Annotated in this window: 17 protein-coding genes and 3 tRNA genes; 9 read left to right on the forward strand and 11 right to left on the reverse strand. The window is 34.1% G+C overall.

What is annotated here, in order from left to right; translation table 11 throughout:
- Positions 1-246: 246 nt before the first annotated feature.
- From hutH to DR980_RS09910, 3 genes are read left to right on the forward strand one after another with little or no spacing between them, the layout of a single operon-like run.
- A complete protein-coding gene (gene hutH / locus DR980_RS09900; protein WP_113635612.1) occupies positions 247-1,761 on the forward strand; it encodes a histidine ammonia-lyase in 1,515 nt (504 codons plus the stop codon).
- Positions 1,762-1,810: 49 nt separating this feature from the next.
- Complete coding sequence (locus tag DR980_RS09905) at positions 1,811-2,455, forward strand: DUF47 domain-containing protein (RefSeq protein ID WP_113635614.1); 645 nt, start codon at positions 1,811-1,813, stop codon at positions 2,453-2,455.
- A gap of 31 nt (positions 2,456-2,486) precedes the next feature.
- Positions 2,487-3,833 carry an inorganic phosphate transporter gene (locus DR980_RS09910; protein WP_113635616.1) on the forward strand — a complete coding sequence of 449 codons (1,347 nt, stop codon included), beginning with the start codon at positions 2,487-2,489 and terminating at the stop codon, positions 3,831-3,833.
- 70 nt (positions 3,834-3,903) lie between these two features.
- Here DR980_RS09910 and DR980_RS09915 read toward each other — a convergent pair whose 3' ends face one another.
- The 6 genes from DR980_RS09915 to DR980_RS09940 form a co-directional block, all read right to left on the reverse strand.
- On the reverse strand, positions 3,904-4,185 hold the full coding sequence (locus tag DR980_RS09915) for a GNAT family N-acetyltransferase (protein ID WP_113635618.1): 282 nt from the start codon (positions 4,183-4,185) through the stop codon (positions 3,904-3,906).
- Between the two features lie 6 nt (positions 4,186-4,191).
- On the reverse strand, positions 4,192-4,584 hold the full coding sequence (locus DR980_RS09920) for an OsmC family protein (RefSeq protein ID WP_113635620.1): 393 nt from the start codon (positions 4,582-4,584) through the stop codon (positions 4,192-4,194).
- Between the two features lie 2 nt (positions 4,585-4,586).
- Complete coding sequence (locus DR980_RS09925) at positions 4,587-5,471, reverse strand: pirin family protein (RefSeq protein ID WP_113635621.1); 885 nt, start codon at positions 5,469-5,471, stop codon at positions 4,587-4,589.
- A 60-nt stretch (positions 5,472-5,531) separates the two neighbouring features.
- On the reverse strand, positions 5,532-6,047 hold the full coding sequence (locus tag DR980_RS09930) for a DUF421 domain-containing protein (protein WP_113635623.1): 516 nt from the start codon (positions 6,045-6,047) through the stop codon (positions 5,532-5,534).
- A gap of 85 nt (positions 6,048-6,132) precedes the next feature.
- Entirely contained in the window at positions 6,133-7,515 is a 1,383-nt protein-coding gene (gene rimK / locus DR980_RS09935; protein WP_113635625.1) for a 30S ribosomal protein S6--L-glutamate ligase, read from the reverse strand.
- A gap of 137 nt (positions 7,516-7,652) precedes the next feature.
- Positions 7,653-10,199 carry an ATP-dependent Clp protease ATP-binding subunit gene (locus DR980_RS09940; RefSeq protein ID WP_113635627.1) on the reverse strand — a complete coding sequence of 849 codons (2,547 nt, stop codon included), beginning with the start codon at positions 10,197-10,199 and terminating at the stop codon, positions 7,653-7,655.
- A gap of 256 nt (positions 10,200-10,455) precedes the next feature.
- Here DR980_RS09940 and gyrA point away from each other — a divergent pair, with 256 nt between their 5' ends.
- The gene (gene gyrA, locus DR980_RS09945; RefSeq protein WP_113635629.1) at positions 10,456-13,077 is read left to right on the forward strand and encodes a DNA gyrase subunit A; all 2,622 of its coding nucleotides are present in this window, start codon (positions 10,456-10,458) and stop codon (positions 13,075-13,077) included.
- A gap of 46 nt (positions 13,078-13,123) precedes the next feature.
- On the forward strand, positions 13,124-14,392 hold the full coding sequence (locus DR980_RS09950) for a tetratricopeptide repeat protein (protein ID WP_113635631.1): 1,269 nt from the start codon (positions 13,124-13,126) through the stop codon (positions 14,390-14,392).
- A gap of 49 nt (positions 14,393-14,441) precedes the next feature.
- Here the strand turns inward: DR980_RS09950 and DR980_RS09955 are convergent, their stop codons facing one another.
- Both DR980_RS09955 and DR980_RS09960 read right to left on the reverse strand, forming a co-directional pair.
- Complete coding sequence (locus DR980_RS09955) at positions 14,442-15,203, reverse strand: C40 family peptidase (RefSeq protein WP_113635632.1); 762 nt, start codon at positions 15,201-15,203, stop codon at positions 14,442-14,444.
- A 70-nt stretch (positions 15,204-15,273) separates the two neighbouring features.
- A complete protein-coding gene (locus DR980_RS09960; RefSeq protein WP_113635735.1) occupies positions 15,274-16,452 on the reverse strand; it encodes an acetyl-CoA C-acyltransferase in 1,179 nt (392 codons plus the stop codon).
- 228 nt (positions 16,453-16,680) lie between these two features.
- On the opposite strand from DR980_RS09960, the gene DR980_RS09965 reads away from it, so the two are divergent.
- From DR980_RS09965 to ddpX, 4 genes are all read left to right on the forward strand, one after another.
- Positions 16,681-16,764: transfer RNA gene (locus DR980_RS09965), tRNA-Ser, on the forward strand.
- A gap of 22 nt (positions 16,765-16,786) precedes the next feature.
- Positions 16,787-16,861, forward strand: a tRNA-Pro gene (locus DR980_RS09970).
- 21 nt (positions 16,862-16,882) lie between these two features.
- Positions 16,883-16,956: transfer RNA gene (locus DR980_RS09975), tRNA-Arg, on the forward strand.
- A 94-nt stretch (positions 16,957-17,050) separates the two neighbouring features.
- Positions 17,051-17,710, forward strand: a complete 660-nt coding sequence (gene ddpX, locus DR980_RS09980) for a D-alanyl-D-alanine dipeptidase (RefSeq protein ID WP_113635634.1) — start codon at positions 17,051-17,053, stop codon at positions 17,708-17,710.
- Positions 17,711-17,714: 4 nt separating this feature from the next.
- On the opposite strand, the gene DR980_RS09985 is transcribed toward ddpX, so the two are convergent.
- The 3 genes from DR980_RS09985 to DR980_RS09995 are packed head-to-tail and all read right to left on the reverse strand — an operon-like array spanning position 17,715 to position 20,559.
- Positions 17,715-18,281 (reverse strand): hypothetical protein, encoded by a 567-nt coding sequence (locus DR980_RS09985; RefSeq protein WP_113635636.1) that lies wholly within the window; start codon positions 18,279-18,281, stop codon positions 17,715-17,717.
- 2 nt (positions 18,282-18,283) lie between these two features.
- Positions 18,284-19,468 carry a class I SAM-dependent methyltransferase gene (locus DR980_RS09990; protein ID WP_394335937.1) on the reverse strand — a complete coding sequence of 395 codons (1,185 nt, stop codon included), beginning with the start codon at positions 19,466-19,468 and terminating at the stop codon, positions 18,284-18,286.
- Entirely contained in the window at positions 19,468-20,559 is a 1,092-nt protein-coding gene (locus DR980_RS09995) for an AI-2E family transporter (protein ID WP_113635638.1), read from the reverse strand. Before DR980_RS09995 ends, DR980_RS09990 begins: the two co-directional genes overlap by 1 nt.
- Positions 20,560-20,635: the final 76 nt, after the last annotated feature.

The following is a 20,635-nucleotide window of genomic DNA, read 5'->3' on the forward strand; positions in this document are numbered from 1 at the left end:
AGCATGAATTTCACCTCTAATTACTTTCAAAACAGGCAAAATCAGTTTATTAGTTTGTACTCTCATTTTGGTTTCTAAAAAGACCGTGAAAAGTGACTATTAAAAATTAGTGTTTTGTAGGTGTATAAGAATATTTGCATGAAATCTATTTTTTGGTTTTGTTTAACTATTAAATTTAAATTATTATCAATAATTGTTGTGTAATTATAAAGATTTATTCAATTTTACCTTTTAAACACTATCAAAATGGATAATACGCATTATATTAGTACTGAACTGCTTAGCCTGGAAACATTAGCTGAAATTGTTTCTCACCACAAATTATTGGCTTTGTCTGATGAGGCGAAAATAAATATTCAAAAATGCCGTGATTATTTAGACAAAAAAATGGCTTCGCATTCAGATCCTATTTACGGTATAAATACAGGTTTTGGGTCGCTTTGTAATGTTAAGATATCTAATGAGAACTTGTCAAAATTGCAAGAGAACTTAGTGAAATCACATTCTTGCGGGACAGGCGAAGAAGTGCCAACTGAAATTGTGAAACTGATGTTGTTGCTTAAAATCCAGTCGCTCAGTTATGGACATTCAGGAATTCAATTGCAAACGGTCGAACGATTGATTGCCTTTTATAATAATGACATTCTGCCGGTAATTTATACACAAGGTTCACTGGGAGCTTCGGGAGATTTGGCTCCTTTGGCGCATTTATCGTTGCCGCTATTAGGCGAAGGAGAAGTATATTTTGAAGGCAAAAAAGTGCATTCGAGCGAAGTTTTGAAACATTTTAATTGGGAACCGATTGTTTTGCAATCAAAAGAAGGATTAGCTCTGTTGAACGGAACGCAATTTATGAGTGCGTATGGCGCGCATATTTTAATGAAAGTTAGCAAATTTTCTTATTTAGCGGATTTAATAGGAACCATTTCTCTCGAAGGATTTGACGGAAGAATAGAACCTTTTAATGAGTTAATCCACTTTATACGACCTCATAAGGGACAAATTGTTACGGCAAACCGCATAAAAGGATTTTTAGAGGGAAGCGAGATTATCGAACAGGCAAAAAATCACGTTCAGGATCCTTATTCGTTCCGATGCATGCCTCAAGTACATGGCGCTTCAAAAGATGCAATTGATTATGTGAAAAAAGTGTTTAAGACTGAAATTAATTCAGTTACGGATAATCCTAATATTTTTATTGAAAGTGACCAAATCATTTCCGGAGGGAATTTTCACGGACAACCTTTGGCTTTAGCCTTAGATTTTATGGCTATAGCTTTGGCTGAATTGGGAAGTATTTCGGAGCGAAGAACGTATCAATTGATTTCAGGAACTAGAAATCTTCCGGCATTTTTAGTAGATAATCCAGGTTTGAATTCGGGTTTGATGATTCCACAATATACCGCTGCCAGTATCGCCAGCCAAAATAAACAACTAGCAACTCCCGCCAGTGTGGACAGTATTGTTTCCAGTAACGGGCAGGAAGATCATGTCAGTATGGGTGCCAATGCCGCTACGAAAGCATTACGTATTTTGGATAATTTGGAACGCATTTTGGCAATCGAATTAATGAATGCTTCGCAAGCGATTGAATACAGACGGCCACTGAAATCGAGTGATTTTATTGAAATGTTTTTAAATGCATATCGCGAAGAAGTTCCTTTGATTAAAGAAGACCGAATATTGCATTATGATATTGAAAAGACGGTTTCTTTTTTGAACACTTTTCAAATAGAAAACGATTTGTTAATGTTAGCTTAACATTAGCGGTGAATAATGAAGTAATTTTGCCGGACTAAATTTTAATGAAATGAATATAAATAATTTTTTCCAATTTTTGGTTCCTAAAGATAAAAAGTTCTTTCCGCTTTTTGAACAAGCATCAAGTAATTTAATTGAAATTGCTACAAATTTGCATGAAGCTGTAAACCTTCCTTTGAAAGAGCGTGAAGTTCTTTTTCAGAAAATCGATGTTTTAGAGCAAAAAGGGGAGGATATAACCCGTCAAACCAATCTTGAGTTGAGTAGAAATTTTATTACTCCGTTTGATAGAGAGGATATTTATTCATTAATAACTTCAATAGACAATGTAGCGGGTAATCTTCATGGTGCTGCGAGTAGAATGCGTTTGTATCAAGTGGATAAAATTACAAAATCTATCAGAAAATTGACCGAAATTAATCTTGAGGCTTGTCAAAATATTGATGTGGCGGTAAGAGAATTGAGAGATTTGAAAAAAATGAAGAATATTACTGATGCTTGTCTTCGAATTAATAAGTTGGAAAATAAATCAGATAATGTTTATGATAAAGCAGTACTTGATTTATTCGAAAATGAAACAGATGCAAAAAATATTATCAAGTACAAAGAAGTATTGTCAGTTTTAGAAACAGCAACTGATAAGTGTAAGAGCGTAGCAGGTGTACTAGAATCTATTTCTGTAAAACATTCTTAATTCAATCAGTTTTATTCTGAAATTATAATTTATGGAATTTACTCTACTTATAGTTATTATAGTACTGGCTTTGATCTTTGATTACATCAATGGTTTTCATGACGCTGCTAATGCTATAGCAACAGTTGTTGCCACAAAAGTATTAAGTCCGTTTCAAGCAGTTGTCTGGGCAGCTTTTTTTAACTTTTTGGCCTATTGGGTTTTTGGTTTTGGGGTCGCAGATACTGTGGCAAAAACTGCCAATACTTTAGAAATTGATTTAGTTGTAATCCTTGCTGGAGTTATAGCTGCAATTATTTGGAATTTGTTCACATGGTGGCAAGGGATTCCATCCAGTTCTTCACATACTCTAATTGGAGGATTCGCTGGAGCAGCCATTGCACACGCTATTGCAGTCCATGGTTTTTTTGGATATGCAGTAATCGAAGGAACAGAAGTTCATACCGCATATTGGTATGATACTGTAAACTGGTATACCGCAGGAAAAAATGGTGGATTCCCTTCTGGGGTTTTAATCATTATTGCCTTTATTGTTTTGGCTCCTTTAATTGGTGCTTTAATGTCGTATCTAATCTCTATTTGGCTTCTTAATGCTTCTAAAAGAAGTATCTATCCTAAAATCTTTACAGTTGGATTAATGCTGTTAACTATTTGGTTTGTAGAAAGTCAAATGATATACTTTGATGAAATCAAGAAACCACGTTTCGACTCCCATCTTTGGAGTGTTGTTTTTGAATCACACAATATAAAGTGGTTTTTAGTTGCATTTATTGTATTGTCAATAAGTTCTTTTTGTTTGATTTTTAGTAGTCTAAATCTACATCAGTCAACATATTGGTTAAAGAAAATGCAATTATTGTCATCAGCTGCTTTTAGTTTAGGGCATGGTGGAAATGACTCCCAAAAAGTTATGGGTATTATAGCTGCTGCTGTTACCGTTTATATTCAAACTAGTGGTATCGCACAGGAAAGTTTACCGGATTGGTTAGATGTTGTCCTTCCGGATGAAAATGGAGCTTTCAAAATGCCAGATTGGATTCCACTAGCATGTTACTCTGCAATTGCTGCAGGTACTTTGAGTGGTGGTTGGAAAATTGTAAAAACAATGGGTTCTAAAATTACAAAAGTAACTTCTTTCGAAGGTGTTGCAGCAGAAACTGCAGGAGCATTGACCTTATATTTTACAGAGCATTTTAAAGTTCCTGTAAGTACAACGCATACAATTACTGGATCTATCATTGGTGTTGGACTTACTAAAAGAGTTTCAGCCGTACGATGGGGAATGACCGTAAGTTTATTATGGGCTTGGGTTTTAACTATTCCAATTTCAGCAATATTAGCAGCAATAATTTATTATATTTTCAGTATTTTTATTTAATGCTAAAATAATATTCATAAAAAAAAACCATTCTCAGAATGGTTTTTTTATGCTCTAAAATTTCTATTTTTTAAAACAATAGATCTTGTATTTCTTTAGTTTTATCAAATACGCTTTTCGCAAAAGGACATAGAGGCAAAATTTTAAGATTGTTTTCTCTTGCGTATTGTACGGCTTCCAAGACCATTTTTTTACCCACACTTTGTCCGGCAAAATCAGGGTTTACTTCGGTATGGTCAATAATAAACTTATCTGTTCCTGCCCAAGTATAGATCATTTTTCCGGCTTCAATTTCATTAGCAATTGCTTTAAAATGACCGTTTTTTGTTTCGTTGAAATGTTCTATTGTCATGGCTTTCTAATTTAATGCGGTAGTTATTTCAATAGGATTGGTTAAAATTTTGTGTATCGGACATTTATTGGCAATGATTAATAATCGCGCCTGTTGATCCTCATCTAAATTTCCAAGTAATTGAATATCGCGAACTATTTTGAATTTGTTTTCCAAAGAGTCTGTTTCAAAACTTACTACAACTTTAACATCGGTTAATTCCCAACCTTTTCTATTCGCATACATGCGCAAAGTGATTGCTGTACAAGCTGCTAATGAGGATGCCAATAATTCATTTGGCGCAAAGCCTAAATCTTGCCCTCCGCTACTTTTAGGTTCATCAGAAATAATCAAATTTGTTTCTGATTCTATTTCCGTTTTGTACAGTTCAGTGCCAATATTTGCTGTGATATTATTCATATTTATTGTTTTTTAATTTGCTCCGGAAGTGGAACAAATTCAGTTTCACCAGGAACTCTATCAAACGTTTGTGCCAACCATTTTTCTTTGGCTTGCTCAATCAATTCTTTGGTTGAAGCCACAAAATTCCAGTAGATAGTTCGTTCTTCTGGGAAGGGTTCTCCTCCAAAAATATAAATAGTCGTGTTTGCGGCCATTTCAAACGTACAGAGTTTGCTGTCTTTGGCAATTAAAATTTGCTTTGGACCAAAAACATTTTCTTCACTTTCGATGCTGCCTTCTAAAATATACAAAGCGCTTTCGCCAAATAAATGCTCGCCAATTGTTACTGTTTGTGGCGTGGTACTTTTTAATTCTAAGAGGTAAAGTGGACTGTAAACAGGGACAGGAGATTTTCTGCCAAGTATTTCTCCCGCGATTAGTTTATAAGCGATGTTGTCTATTTCCCATTCTGGAATTTGGTTTTCAGGAACGTGAAAAAAAGAAGGTTCCATTTCTTCCAGCTCTTTTGGTAATGCCACCCAAATTTGAAGTCCGTGCAACATTTTATCAGAACTTCGCAAATACTCCGGTGTTCGTTCTGAGTGAACGATTCCTTTTCCTGCAGTCATCCAGTTGATTTGTCCGGGTTTAATTTCCATTTCCGTTCCCAAACTGTCTTTGTGCATAATGCTTCCTTCAAACAGATAGGTTAGCGTGGAAAGCCCAATGTGTGGATGCGGCGGAACATCTAAATTTTCGTATTCGCTCATGCAAGAAGGTCCCATGTGATCAATAAAGGCAAAAGGTCCAACCATTCTTTTTTCTCGAAAGGGAAGCAATCGCCCAACCATAAAGTTACCAATATTACTCGGACGTTCTTCTATAATTAGTTTTATATTCGACATATTAAGTGTTTTTTTTAAATATAGAAATAACGAAAATTGACTTTGTGTTTGCTATTTCCTTTAGTTTATTCCGCTTAAACTTTTGTGGATGTGTTTGCGCTTGTGATAGGTTTGTTTAAGATTTTGATTGCCGGAAATGATGCTGATATTTCCATCAATTTCTAACATTGCGAGTTTTACATCTTTAAAATATTCGATTCCATGTTCGCGCATCGCTTCTTTCAATTCATCAGATGTGATATTTAATTTGCTTAAAGTTTTAAAATCAAGATTTCCATCGTGTATCAGGATTTCTGGTTTTTCTTGCATGAAATCGCTAAATTTAGGATATTTAAACATTAATTTTTTTAAAATAAAATTAATAGTAAAAAGGACCGAAGCCGCGGCTAAGCCTCCCCATAAACTGGTATCATTTCCTACCATTGCATTTTGAACGGAGTTGCTGATGAGCAGAATTAATATCACATCAGCAGTGTTCAGTTGAGACAATTCTTTTTTGCCAAAAAGTCGCAAAGCGATAACCATAAAAAAATAAACGGCACTACTGCGAAGAATTATAGCAAAGTACTCGTTCATTTTTTTAGGTTTACTATTTTGTTTTTAAATTCAACAATAACCAAAACTTGGGTAAGTTTTTTACAAATTAAAGGTTAGCATAATGCTATTTTAAATCTGTTTTTTGTTTGAAGTTTTTTTCAATTGCTTTGATCATTTCGCCGGCAATATCTTTATTGGTAGCGCCTTCAATTCCTTCTAATCCTGGTGATGAATTTACTTCCAGTAACAAAGGCCCTTTAGAAGAACGAATGATGTCAACACCTGCTACTTTCAAATCCATAGCTTTCGTAGCTTTTATGGCAATACGTTTTTCCTCTGCGGTTACTTTTATAACTGATGCTGTCCCTCCAAGATGAATGTTGGCTCTAAATTCGCCCGGCATTGCTTCACGCTGAATAGCGGCAACAACTTTTCCATCAATAACAAAACAACGAATGTCTTTTCCATTAGCTTCTTTGATGAATTCTTGAACTAATATATTGGCATTTAAGCTTTTGAATGCATTGATTACACTTTCTGCCGCCTTTTTTGTTTCTGCTAATACGACTCCTTTTCCTTGTGTTCCTTCGAGTAATTTCACGATTAAAGGAGAACCTCCAACCATTTTTATCAAGTCATCAGTATCTAAAGGAGAATTAGCGAAACCAGTCGTAGGAATTTCTACACCATGATTTAATAACAATTGCAATGAATACAATTTATCGCGTGATTGTGTAATGGCATTTGATGAATTCAAACAATATACTTTTAAGGCTTCAAATTGTCGTGTCAATGCACAACCGTAAAAAGTGATACTAGGTCTTATTCTAGGTATGATGGCATCAAATTGATTTAATATTTTACCGCCACGATAATGAATTTCTGGTGTTTTTGCATCCAGTTTCATGTAGCATTCCTTAATGTTTAGAAAGTGCATTTCGTGACCACGCATTTCACCAGCTTCCATAATACGCTTGTTGCTGTACAATTCAGGATTACTTGCTAAAAGTCCGATTCGTAAACCAGAACTTGCTTTTTCCGAATTTTTATATAATTCTTTTAAAGTGTCAGTTGTAGGTTGTCCCAAAAGATACTTTTGTTCAGGATCAACCAGAACTCTACCGCTCATGGCTTCACGTCCTAAAAGCATTCTGAAACCCATAGAATCTCGATTTGTCAACGTCATTTCTATTGGCCACTTGGAACTTCCAATTTGAAGATTTGTTTGAATTACATAACGTTGTTCTCTAAAACCACTGGAACTTTTAACAATCCGTTTATCAATTAGTGGTGCTTCACAATGGATTACCGTTTTTAAATTATTTTGAATCGGGTTAATGTCAAATTTTACCCAGTTGCTTTCATTTTTAATGAATGGAGCAATGTTTATAGCATGTAGAGCAGATGTTTTTGCACCCGAGTCCACTCGGGCTTTAATGGTAGGAATCCCTAATTCTGGAAAAGAACACCATTCTTCGCTACCTAGAATAACTTTGTTATCTGACATATATTAATTTTATTAAATCTTTTTTTAAAACTCAAATGTAAATATTTGTTTTTAAAAAAAAGGGTATTTGCCGTAAAGAATAAACCCGTTATGTTATAAAAACGTAACGGGTTTATATCAAGATAATTGTTTAATAATTATGGATTTGTTGGTTCTCCCGCCTTATGAACTTGTACTGTTAATTCTTGAGCGCCATCTTCAATATCCATGAAAATCTCATCTCCAGAACTAATTTTAGAAGTGATGATTTCTTCAGCAAGCGCATCTTCAACATATTTCTGAATAGCTCTTTTAAGAGGTCTTGCGCCAAATTGTCTGTCGAAACCTTTTTCCGCAATAAAAGCTTTTGCTTTATCAGAAAGATTTAATTGGTAGCCTAGTTCCGCAACACGAGCAAATAATTTTTTTAATTCGATTTCGATAATCAAATCGATATCATGTTTCTCCAAAGCATTGAAAACAATTACATCATCAATTCGATTTAGGAATTCAGGAGCAAAAGTTTTTTTCAATGCGTTTTCGATAATACTTTTCGAATTATCGTCAGCCTGAGCTACTTTGGCAGCAGTTCCAAAACCTACTCCTTGTCCAAAATCTTTTAATTGTCTGGCTCCAACATTCGAAGTCATGATAATTATAGTGTTTTTGAAATCAATTTTTCTACCTAAACTGTCTGTCAAATAGCCATCATCCAAAACTTGCAATAGCATATTGAAAACATCAGGATGCGCCTTTTCAATCTCATCCAATAAAACAACACAATATGGTTTTCTGCGAACTTTTTCTGTTAATTGACCACCTTCTTCATATCCTACATATCCCGGAGGAGCTCCAACTAAACGAGAAATCGCAAATTTCTCCATGTATTCACTCATATCAATACGAATCAAAGCATCTTCAGAATCGAATAATTCTTTAGCCAAAACTTTAGCCAATTGGGTTTTACCAACACCAGTTTGTCCTAAGAATATAAAAGAGCCAATTGGACGATTCGGATCTTTTAATCCGGCACGATTTCTTTGAATAGAACGAGCAATTTTCATTACTGCTTCTTTTTGTCCAATTACTTTCCCTTCAATTAGTTCTGGAAGTTTAGCAAGTTTATTGCTTTCTGTTTGTGCAATACGATTAACAGGAATTCCGCTCATCATCGAAACAACATCAGCGACATTGTCTTCTGTAACTTCAATTCGGTTGTTTTTAGCATCTTCTTCCCATTGTTCTTGGGCGATAGCTAAGTCTTTTTCAATGCGTTTTTCGTCATCACGAAGTTTAGCAGCCTCTTCATATTTTTGTTTTTTCACTACAACATTCTTCAATTCACGAACATCCTCTAGTTGACGTTCGAGATCTAAAATTTGTTTAGGAACTTCAATATTGGTAATGTGGACTCTTGAACCTGCTTCGTCTAACGCATCTATAGCTTTGTCCGGCAAGAAACGTTCAGACATATATCTATCCGTTAATTTTACACACGCCTCAATTGCTTCTTGCGAGTAGGTAACATTATGATGGTCCTCGTATTTGTTTTTGATGTTATTCAAAATAGTAATCGTTTCGGAAACTGATGTAGGTTCCACAATTATTTTTTGAAAACGTCTTTCTAATGCACCATCTTTTTCTATGTATTGTCTGTATTCGTCTAATGTTGTTGCACCAATACATTGAATCTCTCCACGAGCTAATGCAGGTTTGAACATGTTAGAAGCATCCAGTGAACCAGTTGCGCCACCAGCACCCACAATAGTGTGAATTTCATCTATGAAAAGAATGATATCGTCATTTTTTTCAAGTTCATTCATTACCGCTTTCATGCGTTCTTCAAATTGTCCGCGGTATTTTGTACCCGCAACCAGACTGGCTAAATCCAAAGTAACTACACGTTTATTGAATAAAGTACGAGATACTTTTTTCTGAATAATTCGCAACGCTAAACCTTCGGCAATAGCTGATTTTCCCACTCCAGGTTCTCCAATAAGTAATGGATTGTTCTTTTTTCTACGGCTCAAAATTTGAGAAACACGTTCAATTTCTTTCTCGCGTCCTACAACAGGGTCTAGTTTTCCTTCTTCAGCCATTTCGGTTAAATCTCTTCCAAAATTATCTAAAACTGGTGTTTTAGATTTTTTATTAGATTTATTGGCCGGATTGTTAAAGGTTCCTTCTTTGAGACTGTCATCTTGTCCTGAATCGTCATTATACGATTCATTTCGTGGCAAGTTTTCTATAAAATCTTCTTCGTTTGGAGTCATGTTTAGATATTGTTCTTTAGCTACATCATAATCAATTTTAAGTTTATTCAATAGCTTGGTTGTTGGATCGTTTTCGTTTCTTAATATGCACAACAACAAGTGTGCGGTGCTAATAGAAGAGCTTTGAAATACTTTAGCTTCCAGGAAAGTAGTTTTCAATGCTCTTTCTGCTTGTCTTGTCAAGTGTAGATTTTTCTTTTCAACATTTACTTCTAAGCTTGGACTGGCAGGGCTAAGGATTTCCACTTTTCTACGTAAGTGGTCTAAATCAACATCCAGATTATTCAATATTTGAATTGCTTTACCATTTCCGTCTCTTAAAATACCCAACATTAAGTGTTCTGTTCCTATAAAGTCATGTCCTAGTCGCAAAGCTTCTTCCTTGCTGTAAGTAATAACGTCTTTTACTCTTGGTGAAAAATTATCATCCATAATATATATTTGATATCGTAAATTTAGTGAATTAGTGATAGAAAAACAAAAACCGTTCCTGTAAGAAGTCGTGTCAGCTAAGAGACAAAAATAATCATAATATTAAAGTTAAATTTCCCTTAAATTATTAACGAAAAGCGAAGTTTATTTTGTTAATAAATCATTGAAATAAGTGTTTTAAAATTGGTTTAAAAATTTCAAAAAAGCGTATATTGGCACGTTTTGAAACTAATATAATTATTTAATATAACAACTTATGTCTGAAGGAGAAAAGTTAATTCCTATTAACATTGAAGATGAAATGAAAACGGCTTACATCGATTATTCGATGTCAGTAATTGTATCAAGAGCGCTTCCAGATGTTAGAGATGGCTTGAAACCAGTACATCGAAGAGTACTATTTGGAATGCATGATTTAGGAGTTAACTCCAGATCAGCCCACAAAAAGTCTGCAAGAATTGTTGGGGAAGTTCTTGGTAAATATCACCCTCACGGTGACACCTCAGTTTATGATGCCATGGTTCGTATGGCTCAGGAATGGAGTATGCGTTATTTATTAATAGATGGTCAGGGTAACTTCGGTTCTGTAGATGGTGATAGTCCTGCAGCAATGCGTTATACAGAGGCTAGAATGCGTAAGATTTCGGAAGAAATTTTAGCGGATATAGATAAAGAAACGGTTGATTTTAAATTAAATTTTGATGATACGTTAGAAGAGCCAACTGTTATGCCAACGCGTGTTCCTACCTTATTAATAAATGGGGCAACAGGAATTGCGGTAGGTATGGCGACAAATATGCCACCTCACAACTTAACGGAAGTGATTAACGGTACGTTAGCTTTCATGGATAATAATGATATTGAGGTAGACGAGTTGATGACGCATATCAAAGCTCCTGATTTTCCTACTGGTGGTATAATATATGGATATGAAGGCGTTCGTGAAGCTTTCAAAACTGGAAGAGGTAGAGTCGTAATGCGTGCCAAAGTTGGTTTTGAAGAAGTAGATGGTCGTGAGTGCATAATTGTTACCGAAATTCCGTATCAAGTCAATAAAGCCGATATGATTAAGCGTACAGCTGATTTGGTAAATGACAAAAAAATTGATGGAATTGCGAATATCCGGGATGAATCGGATAGAAACGGGATGCGTATCGTTTATATTTTAAAACGTGATGCTACACCAAACGTAGTTTTGAATACACTTTATAAATTTACACAATTACAATCTTCGTTTAGTGTAAATAATATTGCCATTGTAAAAGGGCGTCCGCAAATGTTGAATCTGAAAGATCTGATTCATTATTTTATCGAGCACCGTCACGATGTAGTAACTCGCAGAACGCAATTCGAATTGAAAAAAGCGGAAGCAAGAGCGCATATATTAGAAGGTTTGATTATTGCTTCGGATAATATTGATGAAGTAATTGCTTTAATAAAAGCTTCAAAAAGTACTGAAGAAGCAAGAGAAAAATTAATCGAAAGATTTAAATTATCAGATATTCAATCTCGTGCTATCGTAGAAATGCGTTTACGTCAATTAACCGGTCTGGAACAAGATAAGTTAAGAACAGAATACGATGAAATCATGAAGTTAATAGAGCATTTGAAAGCTTTATTAGCAGATGTAAACTTGAGAATTGCTTTAATTAAGGAAGAATTGACTGAAATCCGTGATAAATATGGAGATGAACGTCGTTCTCAAATTGAGTATTCTGGTGGTGATGTAAGTATTGAAGATTTAATTGCCGATGAAAATGTGGTAATTACCATTTCACATGCAGGTTATATTAAACGTACGAACCTTACGGAATACAAAACTCAGAACAGAGGTGGAGTTGGACAAAAAAGTGCAGGAACAAGAGATCAGGATTTCTTAGAGCACATGTTTGTGGCAACGAATCATCAATATATGATGTTCTTTACTCAAAAAGGAAAATGTTTCTGGATGCGTGTTTATGAAATACCGGAGGGAAGTAAAACGGCTAAAGGAAGAGCAATTCAAAACTTGGTTAATATTGAAAGTGATGATAAAGTAAAAGCGTTTATCTGTACTCAGGATTTAAAAGATCAAGATTACATAAAAAGCCACAACCTTATTATGGTAACCAAAAAAGGTCAGGTTAAGAAAACATCTTTAGAGAAATATTCTAAACCTAGAGTTAATGGAGTTGCTGCAATCACTATTAAAGAAGGCGATGAATTATTGGAAGCAAAATTAACCAATGGTGAAAGTCAAATTATTTTGGCCGTGAAATCTGGAAAATTAGTTCGTTTTGAAGAAACTAAAACGCGTCCGATGGGAAGAACAGCTTCAGGAGTTCGCGGAATTACACTAAAAGATGATACTGACGAAGTTATTGGCATGGTTACTGTAAATGACATGAACAGCGAAATATTAGTAGTTGCTGAAAATGGATACGGAAAACGTTCTAGCCTTGATGAGTACAGAATCACAAATCGTGGTGGTAAAGGAGTTAAAACCTTAAATATTACCGAGAAAACAGGTAAGCTGATTTCGATTAATGCGGTTACTGATGCGGACGATTTGATGATTATTAATAAATCTGGATTAACAATCAGAATGGCTGTTGAAGATTTAAGAGTAATGGGACGTGCAACGCAAGGTGTGAAATTGATCAACATTAAAGGAAACGATTCGATTGCTGCTGTTACAAAAGTAATGAAAGACGATGTAGCGGAAGTAGTTGTTGATGAAGACGGAAATATTGTTGAATCTGAAGCTATCGAAAGAGTGAAGCCGGTTCTGGAAGTTCTTGAGGACGAAGGTGTAGAAGAGGACGATGATGAAGATGAAACCGAAGAAGATGACGCTGAGGATGAAACTGAAGAAGACGATTCTGACGACGAAGCATAATTAAAAAAGAAGAACAAGAATAATTATTAAACAAACAGAGAATATTATGAAAGGTAAATATGTATTACTAGCATCAGCGTTATTGATATCAGTAGCTACTTTTGCTCAAAAAGATCAAATTAAAGCAGCTGAAAAGGCGCTTAAAGGTGGAAAATCTCAAGAGGCGGTGACCATTTTGATGGAAGCAGAATCTTTAATAGCTAATGCTCCAGATGCTGAAAAAGCACAGTTTTTCTTTGTAAAAGGAAATTCTTTATTGGATTTAGCAAACAAGAATGTTGATGCCAATACGAATCTTTCGCTTGCTGCAAAAGCGTATCAAGATTTAATTGCAGCTGAAAAAGCTTCTGGGAAAGTAAAATTCTCAACACAAGCTGCAGCTTCAATTACAGATATTAAATTCAAATTAATTAATGGTGCAATTGCTGATTCAAAAGTGGATAAACATTCAGATAGTGCTAAAAAATTATATGATGCTTATTTATTAGACAAAAAAGACACTATCAATTTGTATTATGCAGCTTCAACGTATGTTAATGCGAAAGAATATGACAAAGCACTTGAGTTGTATGATAATTTGAAAACGTTAAACTATTCTGGAAAAGGTACCAGTTATTTTGCTGTAAATAAATTAACTACACAAGAAGATTTTTTTACTACTGCTCAAGAAAGAGATAAAATGGTAAAATTAGGAACTCATGAGAAGCCAAGAACTGAAGTTGTTCCTTCTAAAAGAGGTGAAATTTATAAGAATATGGCTTTGATTTTAGTGGAAAAAGGTAAGACTGAAGAAGCTAAAAAAGCAATTTCTGAAGCGAGATTAGCAAATCCTGAGGATACTTCTTTGACTTTGACAGAGGCTAATCTTTATTTAGAAACTAAAGATTTTGACATGTACAAGAAGTTAATTGCTGAAGTATTGGAAAAAAATCCAAACGACGTAGAATTGATTTTTAACCTTGGAGTATTAAGTGCAAATGCTAAGAATACTGCCGAAGCGGAGAAATATTACAAAAGAGTTATTGAAATTAACCCTAAATACATCAATGCTTATATCAATCTAGCTGCAATGAAGTTAGAGAATGAGAAAGTGATTATTGATGAAATGAACAAATTGGGGACTTCTGCAAAGGATATGAAGCGTTATGATGAATTAAAAAAGAAAAGAGAAGAGCTTTTTAAAGCAACGATTCCTTATCTTGAAAAAGCAGTTGAATTAGATTCAAAAAATTCAGATGTTTCCAAAACTCTTTTAGGAGTTTACAGCGCATTAGAAATGACTGCAGAATACAAAGCATTGAAAGCGAAAATGTAATATTTGCTTTAAAGTACAAAAAAACCTGTCTAATTTTAGACAGGTTTTTTTATACAATTTTTTTAATGACTCTTAATTTGTGTGTATGCTTATTTGTCTCTGCATTAAAAATTCCTAAATGATCCAAACGATCTATTCGAACTTTTCCACTGGCATGAATGATGTAATTATCAGCCATTATAATTCCTACATGGATGATATTACCTTCTTCATTGTCAAAAAAAGCTAAATCGCCAGGTTCACTTTCTTCAATAAAACTTAAGGCTTCTCCTTGTGAAGATTGTTGTGAAGCATCACGAAGTAATTTGAATCCATTGAGCTTATATACCATTTGAGTAAAACCCGAACAATCGATACCAAAAGGAGTTTTTCCTCCCCAAAGATATGGAGCATTCAAATACATGAAGGCAGTATTTATCAAGCTTTCTTTGCTTTTTTCTCCACTGGTTTTAGTTCCTTCAAAATCAAAATTAGAAGTGTTTATCTCGTTATGATTCAGAAAAGATAAAGAAGAACCAAGAGGAATTGGTATCAGCTGATTATTTGGTGTACTGATATATTCAATTAAGTCTGCATTTAAAATAATAGCTTCGCTAGATAATTGATGGTAACTAGTTTCTGAAATCAGTTGTAATTGTTTGGAATCTATCCAGCCTTCATAGCTGTCGTATTGTGTCCTGATTCTGGACCATTGTCTCAATTGTTCTAAAATTTCAAAATGTTCACCAAATAAAACTTGAGAAACGATTTCGCTTCTGTCACTCGGTTCAAAGCGAAGCGGGATTATGGCTAAATTACAAATTCCGAACATTTAGGTTTTTTTAGTAGTTAAAAAGTAAGAGTTACAAGTTTATAATTTATAACTCTTACTTTATAAATGTTTAAGCTCTTTCGATTACAATTGCAGAAGCACCGCCACCGCCATTGCAAATTGCAGCTGCACCGATAGTTCCATTATTTTGTTCTAAAACATTGATTAAAGTAACAATTATTCTAACTCCTGAACAACCAAGTGGATGCCCTAAAGATACAGCGCCACCATTTACATTTACTTTCCTGTCCTCTAATCCTAAAATTTTAGAATTAGCCAGACCTACAACAGCAAATGCTTCATTAAATTCAAAATAATCAACATCACTAATCGCTATTCCTGCTTTTTCCAATGCTTTTGGAATTGCTTTTGCAGGGCTTGTAGTAAACCATTTTGGTTCTTGAGCTGCATCAGCATATCCTTTGATGTATGCCAAAGGTTTTAATCCTAAAGCGTTAGCTTTTTCCTCACTCATTAGGATTACTGCTGCTGCACCATCGTTTATTGTAGATGCGTTTGCGGCAGTTACTGTTCCGTCTTTTGTAAAAACAGCATTCAATGAAGGTATTTTGTCTAATTTTACATTAGAGAATTCTTCGTCTTTAGAAACGATGATAGGATCACCTTTTCTTTGTGGAACTGGAACAGGAACAACTTCATTGTCAAATTTCCCAGATTCCCATGCTTTAGCACTACGCTCATACGATTGAATTGCGAAGTTATCTTGATCTTCGCGAGTAAAGTTATATTCTGCAGCACATAAGTCAGCACACACTCCCATAGCGCTGTTATCGTAAGCATCAGTAAGTCCATCTTTCTGCATTCCGTCAATCATGGATGCAGGACCAAATTTAGTTCCATTTCTTAAATGCATATAATGTGGAATTAAACTCATGTTTTCCATACCACCGGCAACCACAATTTCGGCATCACCACATTGAATCGCCTGCGCGCCCAACATAACTGCCTTCATTCCTGAAGCACATACTTTATTTACTGTGGTGCAGGCAACGGTATTAGGTAAACCGGCAAAAATTGCAGCTTGTCTGGCAGGAGCTTGTCCTACGCCAGCTTGAACTACATTACCCATAAATACTTCATCAATTAAATTTGGATCTAATTTTATTTTGTCCAATGCGCCTTTAATAGCAACTGCACCTAATCTTGGAGCGGTAACTGTAGACAATCCCCCCATAAAACTTCCGATAGGTGTTCTAACGGCAGAAACGATAACAACTCTTTTGTTCATGACTTTCATAATGTTAGTTTATGTAGCAAATTTAAACTTTTTTATACAATTTCATATTTTGATACTGAGTTTATCTTTTTTATATTTATTTTTATTCTATATGTTTGATTGTGAAGCTTTTTTATAAAAATGATAAAAAAGATTAAAAAAAAGCCTTCAAATAGTTGTGAGAAGTCTAAAGATGTCTTAAATTTGCAACCGCAAAACAGGACACGTTTTCTTGAGCTTGGAGGGGTGCCAGAGTGGTAATGGAGCAGTTTGCTAAACTGTCATCGAGTAATCGGTGCCAGGGTTCGAGTCCCTGTCCCTCCGCTTTTTAATTTTTTGTTTTTTTCGGGGTGTAGCGTAGCTCGGTTATCGCGCCTGCTTTGGGAGCAGGAGGCCGCAGGTTCGAATCCTGCCACCCCGACTAATTTTTTCCAAGAGCAATGGAGGCATAGCTCAGCTGGATAGAGCACCTGCCTTCTAAGCAGGCGGTCGAAGGTTCGAATCCTTCTGCCTTCACTTAAACCGATACTTTTATTAGTATCGGTTTTTTTGTTTTTTATAGTTTCTAAAATCCCAAAAAAATGTTTTATTTTTATAAAAAATAGTATTCATGACTTCCTACTTAAAACCATTTATAATTCTATCTTCTCTTTTTTGTATTGTTTCTTGCAAGTCGCAAACTATCATTGTGGATACTCAAGAAAAAAATAGTGTGATTATCAATGATACTACATTTGTAAATTTAAAAGAGTATAGTCAAGATTTTGAATATGACATGAAGTATGCGACGGATGATAATTTCCTGAAATCAAAAGTGTACGACTGTGCGGAATGTTTTTTAAGATTAAAAACGGTTACAGCGCTTGTGGAAGCAAATTCGAAATTCATGGAAAAAGGATATAAAATCAAAATTTTTGATTGTTATCGTCCTTTAGATATTCAGAAAAAAATGTGGAAAATTGTTTCAAACCCAAAATATGTAGCAAATCCGGCAAAAGGCTCGATACATAATAGGGGTGGAGCCGTTGATATTACTCTTGTTGACCGTAACGGAAAGGAACTGGATATGGGAACTTCCTTCGATTTTTTTGGAGAGGAAGCAAGCCATAATTATCCAAATGTTTCAGAAGAAGTGAAGCAAAATAGAATCCTTTTAAAAAATATTATGACAACTACTGGATTCAATTCTTTTGATTCCGAATGGTGGCATTACAACTTAAAGTTGGGATTGAATGATGCGGTCTCAAATGTTAAATGGGAATGTAAATAAGTATCTATTCAATACATTTTAAGGACTCAATGAAATAGGTTTCGGGATTGTAAGTTTCGTTTGTTAGTTCAGATTTAAACTCTTTTTTGAAGACATAATCTTCGGTATCTGTCAAATATTTAATTCGCATCAGTGATACAGGAGATTTTTTCAGTTCTTCAAAGCTGTCTTTCATAAACATGAAAATACCGGAATTAATTCTGTTGTCAAATCCTTTTTCATCACGTATCATGGTACCGCAATTTTCTTGATCAATATGAATCAACGTGATTATTTTTCCATTATTTAACTGTAAAAATAATTTCGAATTTTTATCAAAACAATTCGCTTTCAAAAAGTCTTTACTTTTTTGGATGATTTGAACGCTTAATGTTGGTAAATCATCTGTTAATGCCAAAGAATAAAAAATATAACTGGAATTTCCGGCAAAATTTTTCTCGCTAATCATGTAGTCCTTCGTTGATTTGTAAGTACCTAAAGAATCGGTGACATTTGTACTGTAATCACAAGGTTTTTGAGCAAATATATTTAAGGAGAATAACAATAAAGTCAGTGCAATTAGATGTTTCATTTTTATGATATTTTGGTGCAAATTAAAACAATTTTATGATTATTTTCATCGGTTGTGAAAAAACAATAGCTATTTCCTCCCTCTTTAATTTTCCATTTTTTCCGAATACTTTCTACACTATCTGGAAAATTCCGTGTGGTTATATTTGCTTGTGTGTTTTCTAAAAAGGATTTCATTTCCGATTTGTTGTACGAGAAAATTTTTTGAATTTCAAAAACACGCCCTGGAAAAGATTTGATTTCAGTCGAAGTGTATAAATGGGAGTGTTTGTGCAGTTTATTTAAGTTGTAAAAGGAACTCACAGCATCGAATCCGCCGGATTTCATTATCGCGCTATTGGGTTCGTAAAGATATTTTTGTGGCAAACTGAACGTTGAAGAATTAGATTCTTCATTCAAAATAAATTCAAAAGTGTGTGATTTATCTTTTGTTTTGTTTATTGTTTTTATAGTTGTATTGCCAGAAAAAGATTTGTGGATTTCCCATAATAACTCTTTAACTTCGTTATCGATGGCTATAATATGAATCGTTTTTACATGTTGTAATTCAGATAATCCGGCTGAAATATCCAGCAATGGAGCAGTTTTTATTAAAATTGCCTCAGTATTTTTAAAATAAAAATCTAAATTTTCAGGAACATTAGGCAAGCAATCTTTAAGCAGAAATACTTTTCCTTTGGCATCATTTCGTCTGGATGGATCAATGTAAATCCAGTCCCATTTTTTATTTAAAATTTGTAAAATATCTAAACTATCACCTGAATAACAAGTAATATTTGAAACATTTAATTGTTCAAAATTATGTTTTACAACAGTTGATAATTCAGAATTGATTTCGCAATGGGCGACATTCTTTATTTTTTCTGCAAAATAATAATCGTCTACACCAAAACCTCCCGTTAAATCAATTAAACTTTCGCCAGAAACAATGGAAGCTTTATATTGAGCTGTTTTTTGAGATGAAGTTTGCTCTATCGAAATTTTACTGGGATAAATAATATTTTTGGTGTTGAACCAAATCGATAATTTATCTTTTGCTTTTGTTTTAGCTTCAATTTGGTTCAAAATACGAATCCAATCCACCTCAGGAAATGGATTTTTTTGAAGTGCTAATTTCGAAATGCTTGTGCCAATATTCGCATTGATAAATGCTTGTATTTCGGGATTTAGAAGCAGTAAATCCAACATTAAATATCTTTAGTTAATAACATGATAATCTTGTTTTCCGGAAAAAATTCTTTACCCATAACTTTAATGATCGTGTATAAAGGAACTGCTATTACCATTCCTAATATTCCAAATAGGAATCCTGCAATTAAGATAACCAAGAATATTTCCAGCGGATGTGAACTTACACTTTTAGAAAAAATGATGGGCTGGGATAAATTGTTATCGATAATTTGGACAATCCAAAATCCAATTAAAACGTAAATGGTGGTAGGTAAAATTTCAGATTGAAAATCACTTCCCAGATTGCTTAACATGGTTAGAATTGCAGCCAGAAAGGATGCTATAAGCGGTCCAATATATGGAATAATGTTCAAAACCGCACATAAAAAGGCAATAACAAGCGCATTTGGAACTCCAAAAATGAATAGCACAATAAGGTATAAAAGGAATACGATGAATAATTGAATCAGTAAACCAATGAAATAGCGAGATAATAGGTGATTAATTTTTTCTAATGAATGTAATATTTGATCCTCGTGACTGTTAGGGATTAGTTTTTTTGCTCCTACAATGTACATGAGTCTGTCTTTTAAAAAGAAAAAAGTAATAAATAAAACCGAACCTAATCCAACACCTAAACTACTTAGTGTGCCTAGAATTGTATTTAAAAAGTTAGGAATGAAATTAAAGTTTATTTTCGATGTAATGTTTGCTTCTTTTAATACTTGAGCAGAATCAATTTGGTGAGCATCAAGGAAAGCAGTAATTTGATTGATTAACTGAAGTATGTTTTTTTCAATTTCAGCGGTGTTAAGAAGTGAAAGGTTTTGTCCTTGAGATAAAACTAATGGAACAAACATCATTATAAAACCAAAAATGATTAATATGAAAATAAACAATGTTGCTATTGTTGCAACAATATGGTTGAATTTCAATCGCTTTTTAAAAAAATCTAAAATGGGATTTCCTATTAATGTTAGTATGAATGATACAACAAGATAAATCAATACGGATTGAATTTGGTAAAAAAAGAACAATACTAAGCCACAGAAAGTTAGTGTTAATAATGCTCTAAGAATCCCGTTTGAAATGGTTTTTGATGTAATCATATTTCTATTTTAGATTGTAAATATAAAAAAAACTCGCTAACAAGTAGCGAGTTTTAATTTCAAAAAAAAACTAAAA

This window comes from Flavobacterium psychrolimnae, from assembly GCF_003312425.1.
In the GTDB taxonomy this organism is placed as follows: domain Bacteria; phylum Bacteroidota; class Bacteroidia; order Flavobacteriales; family Flavobacteriaceae; genus Flavobacterium; species Flavobacterium psychrolimnae.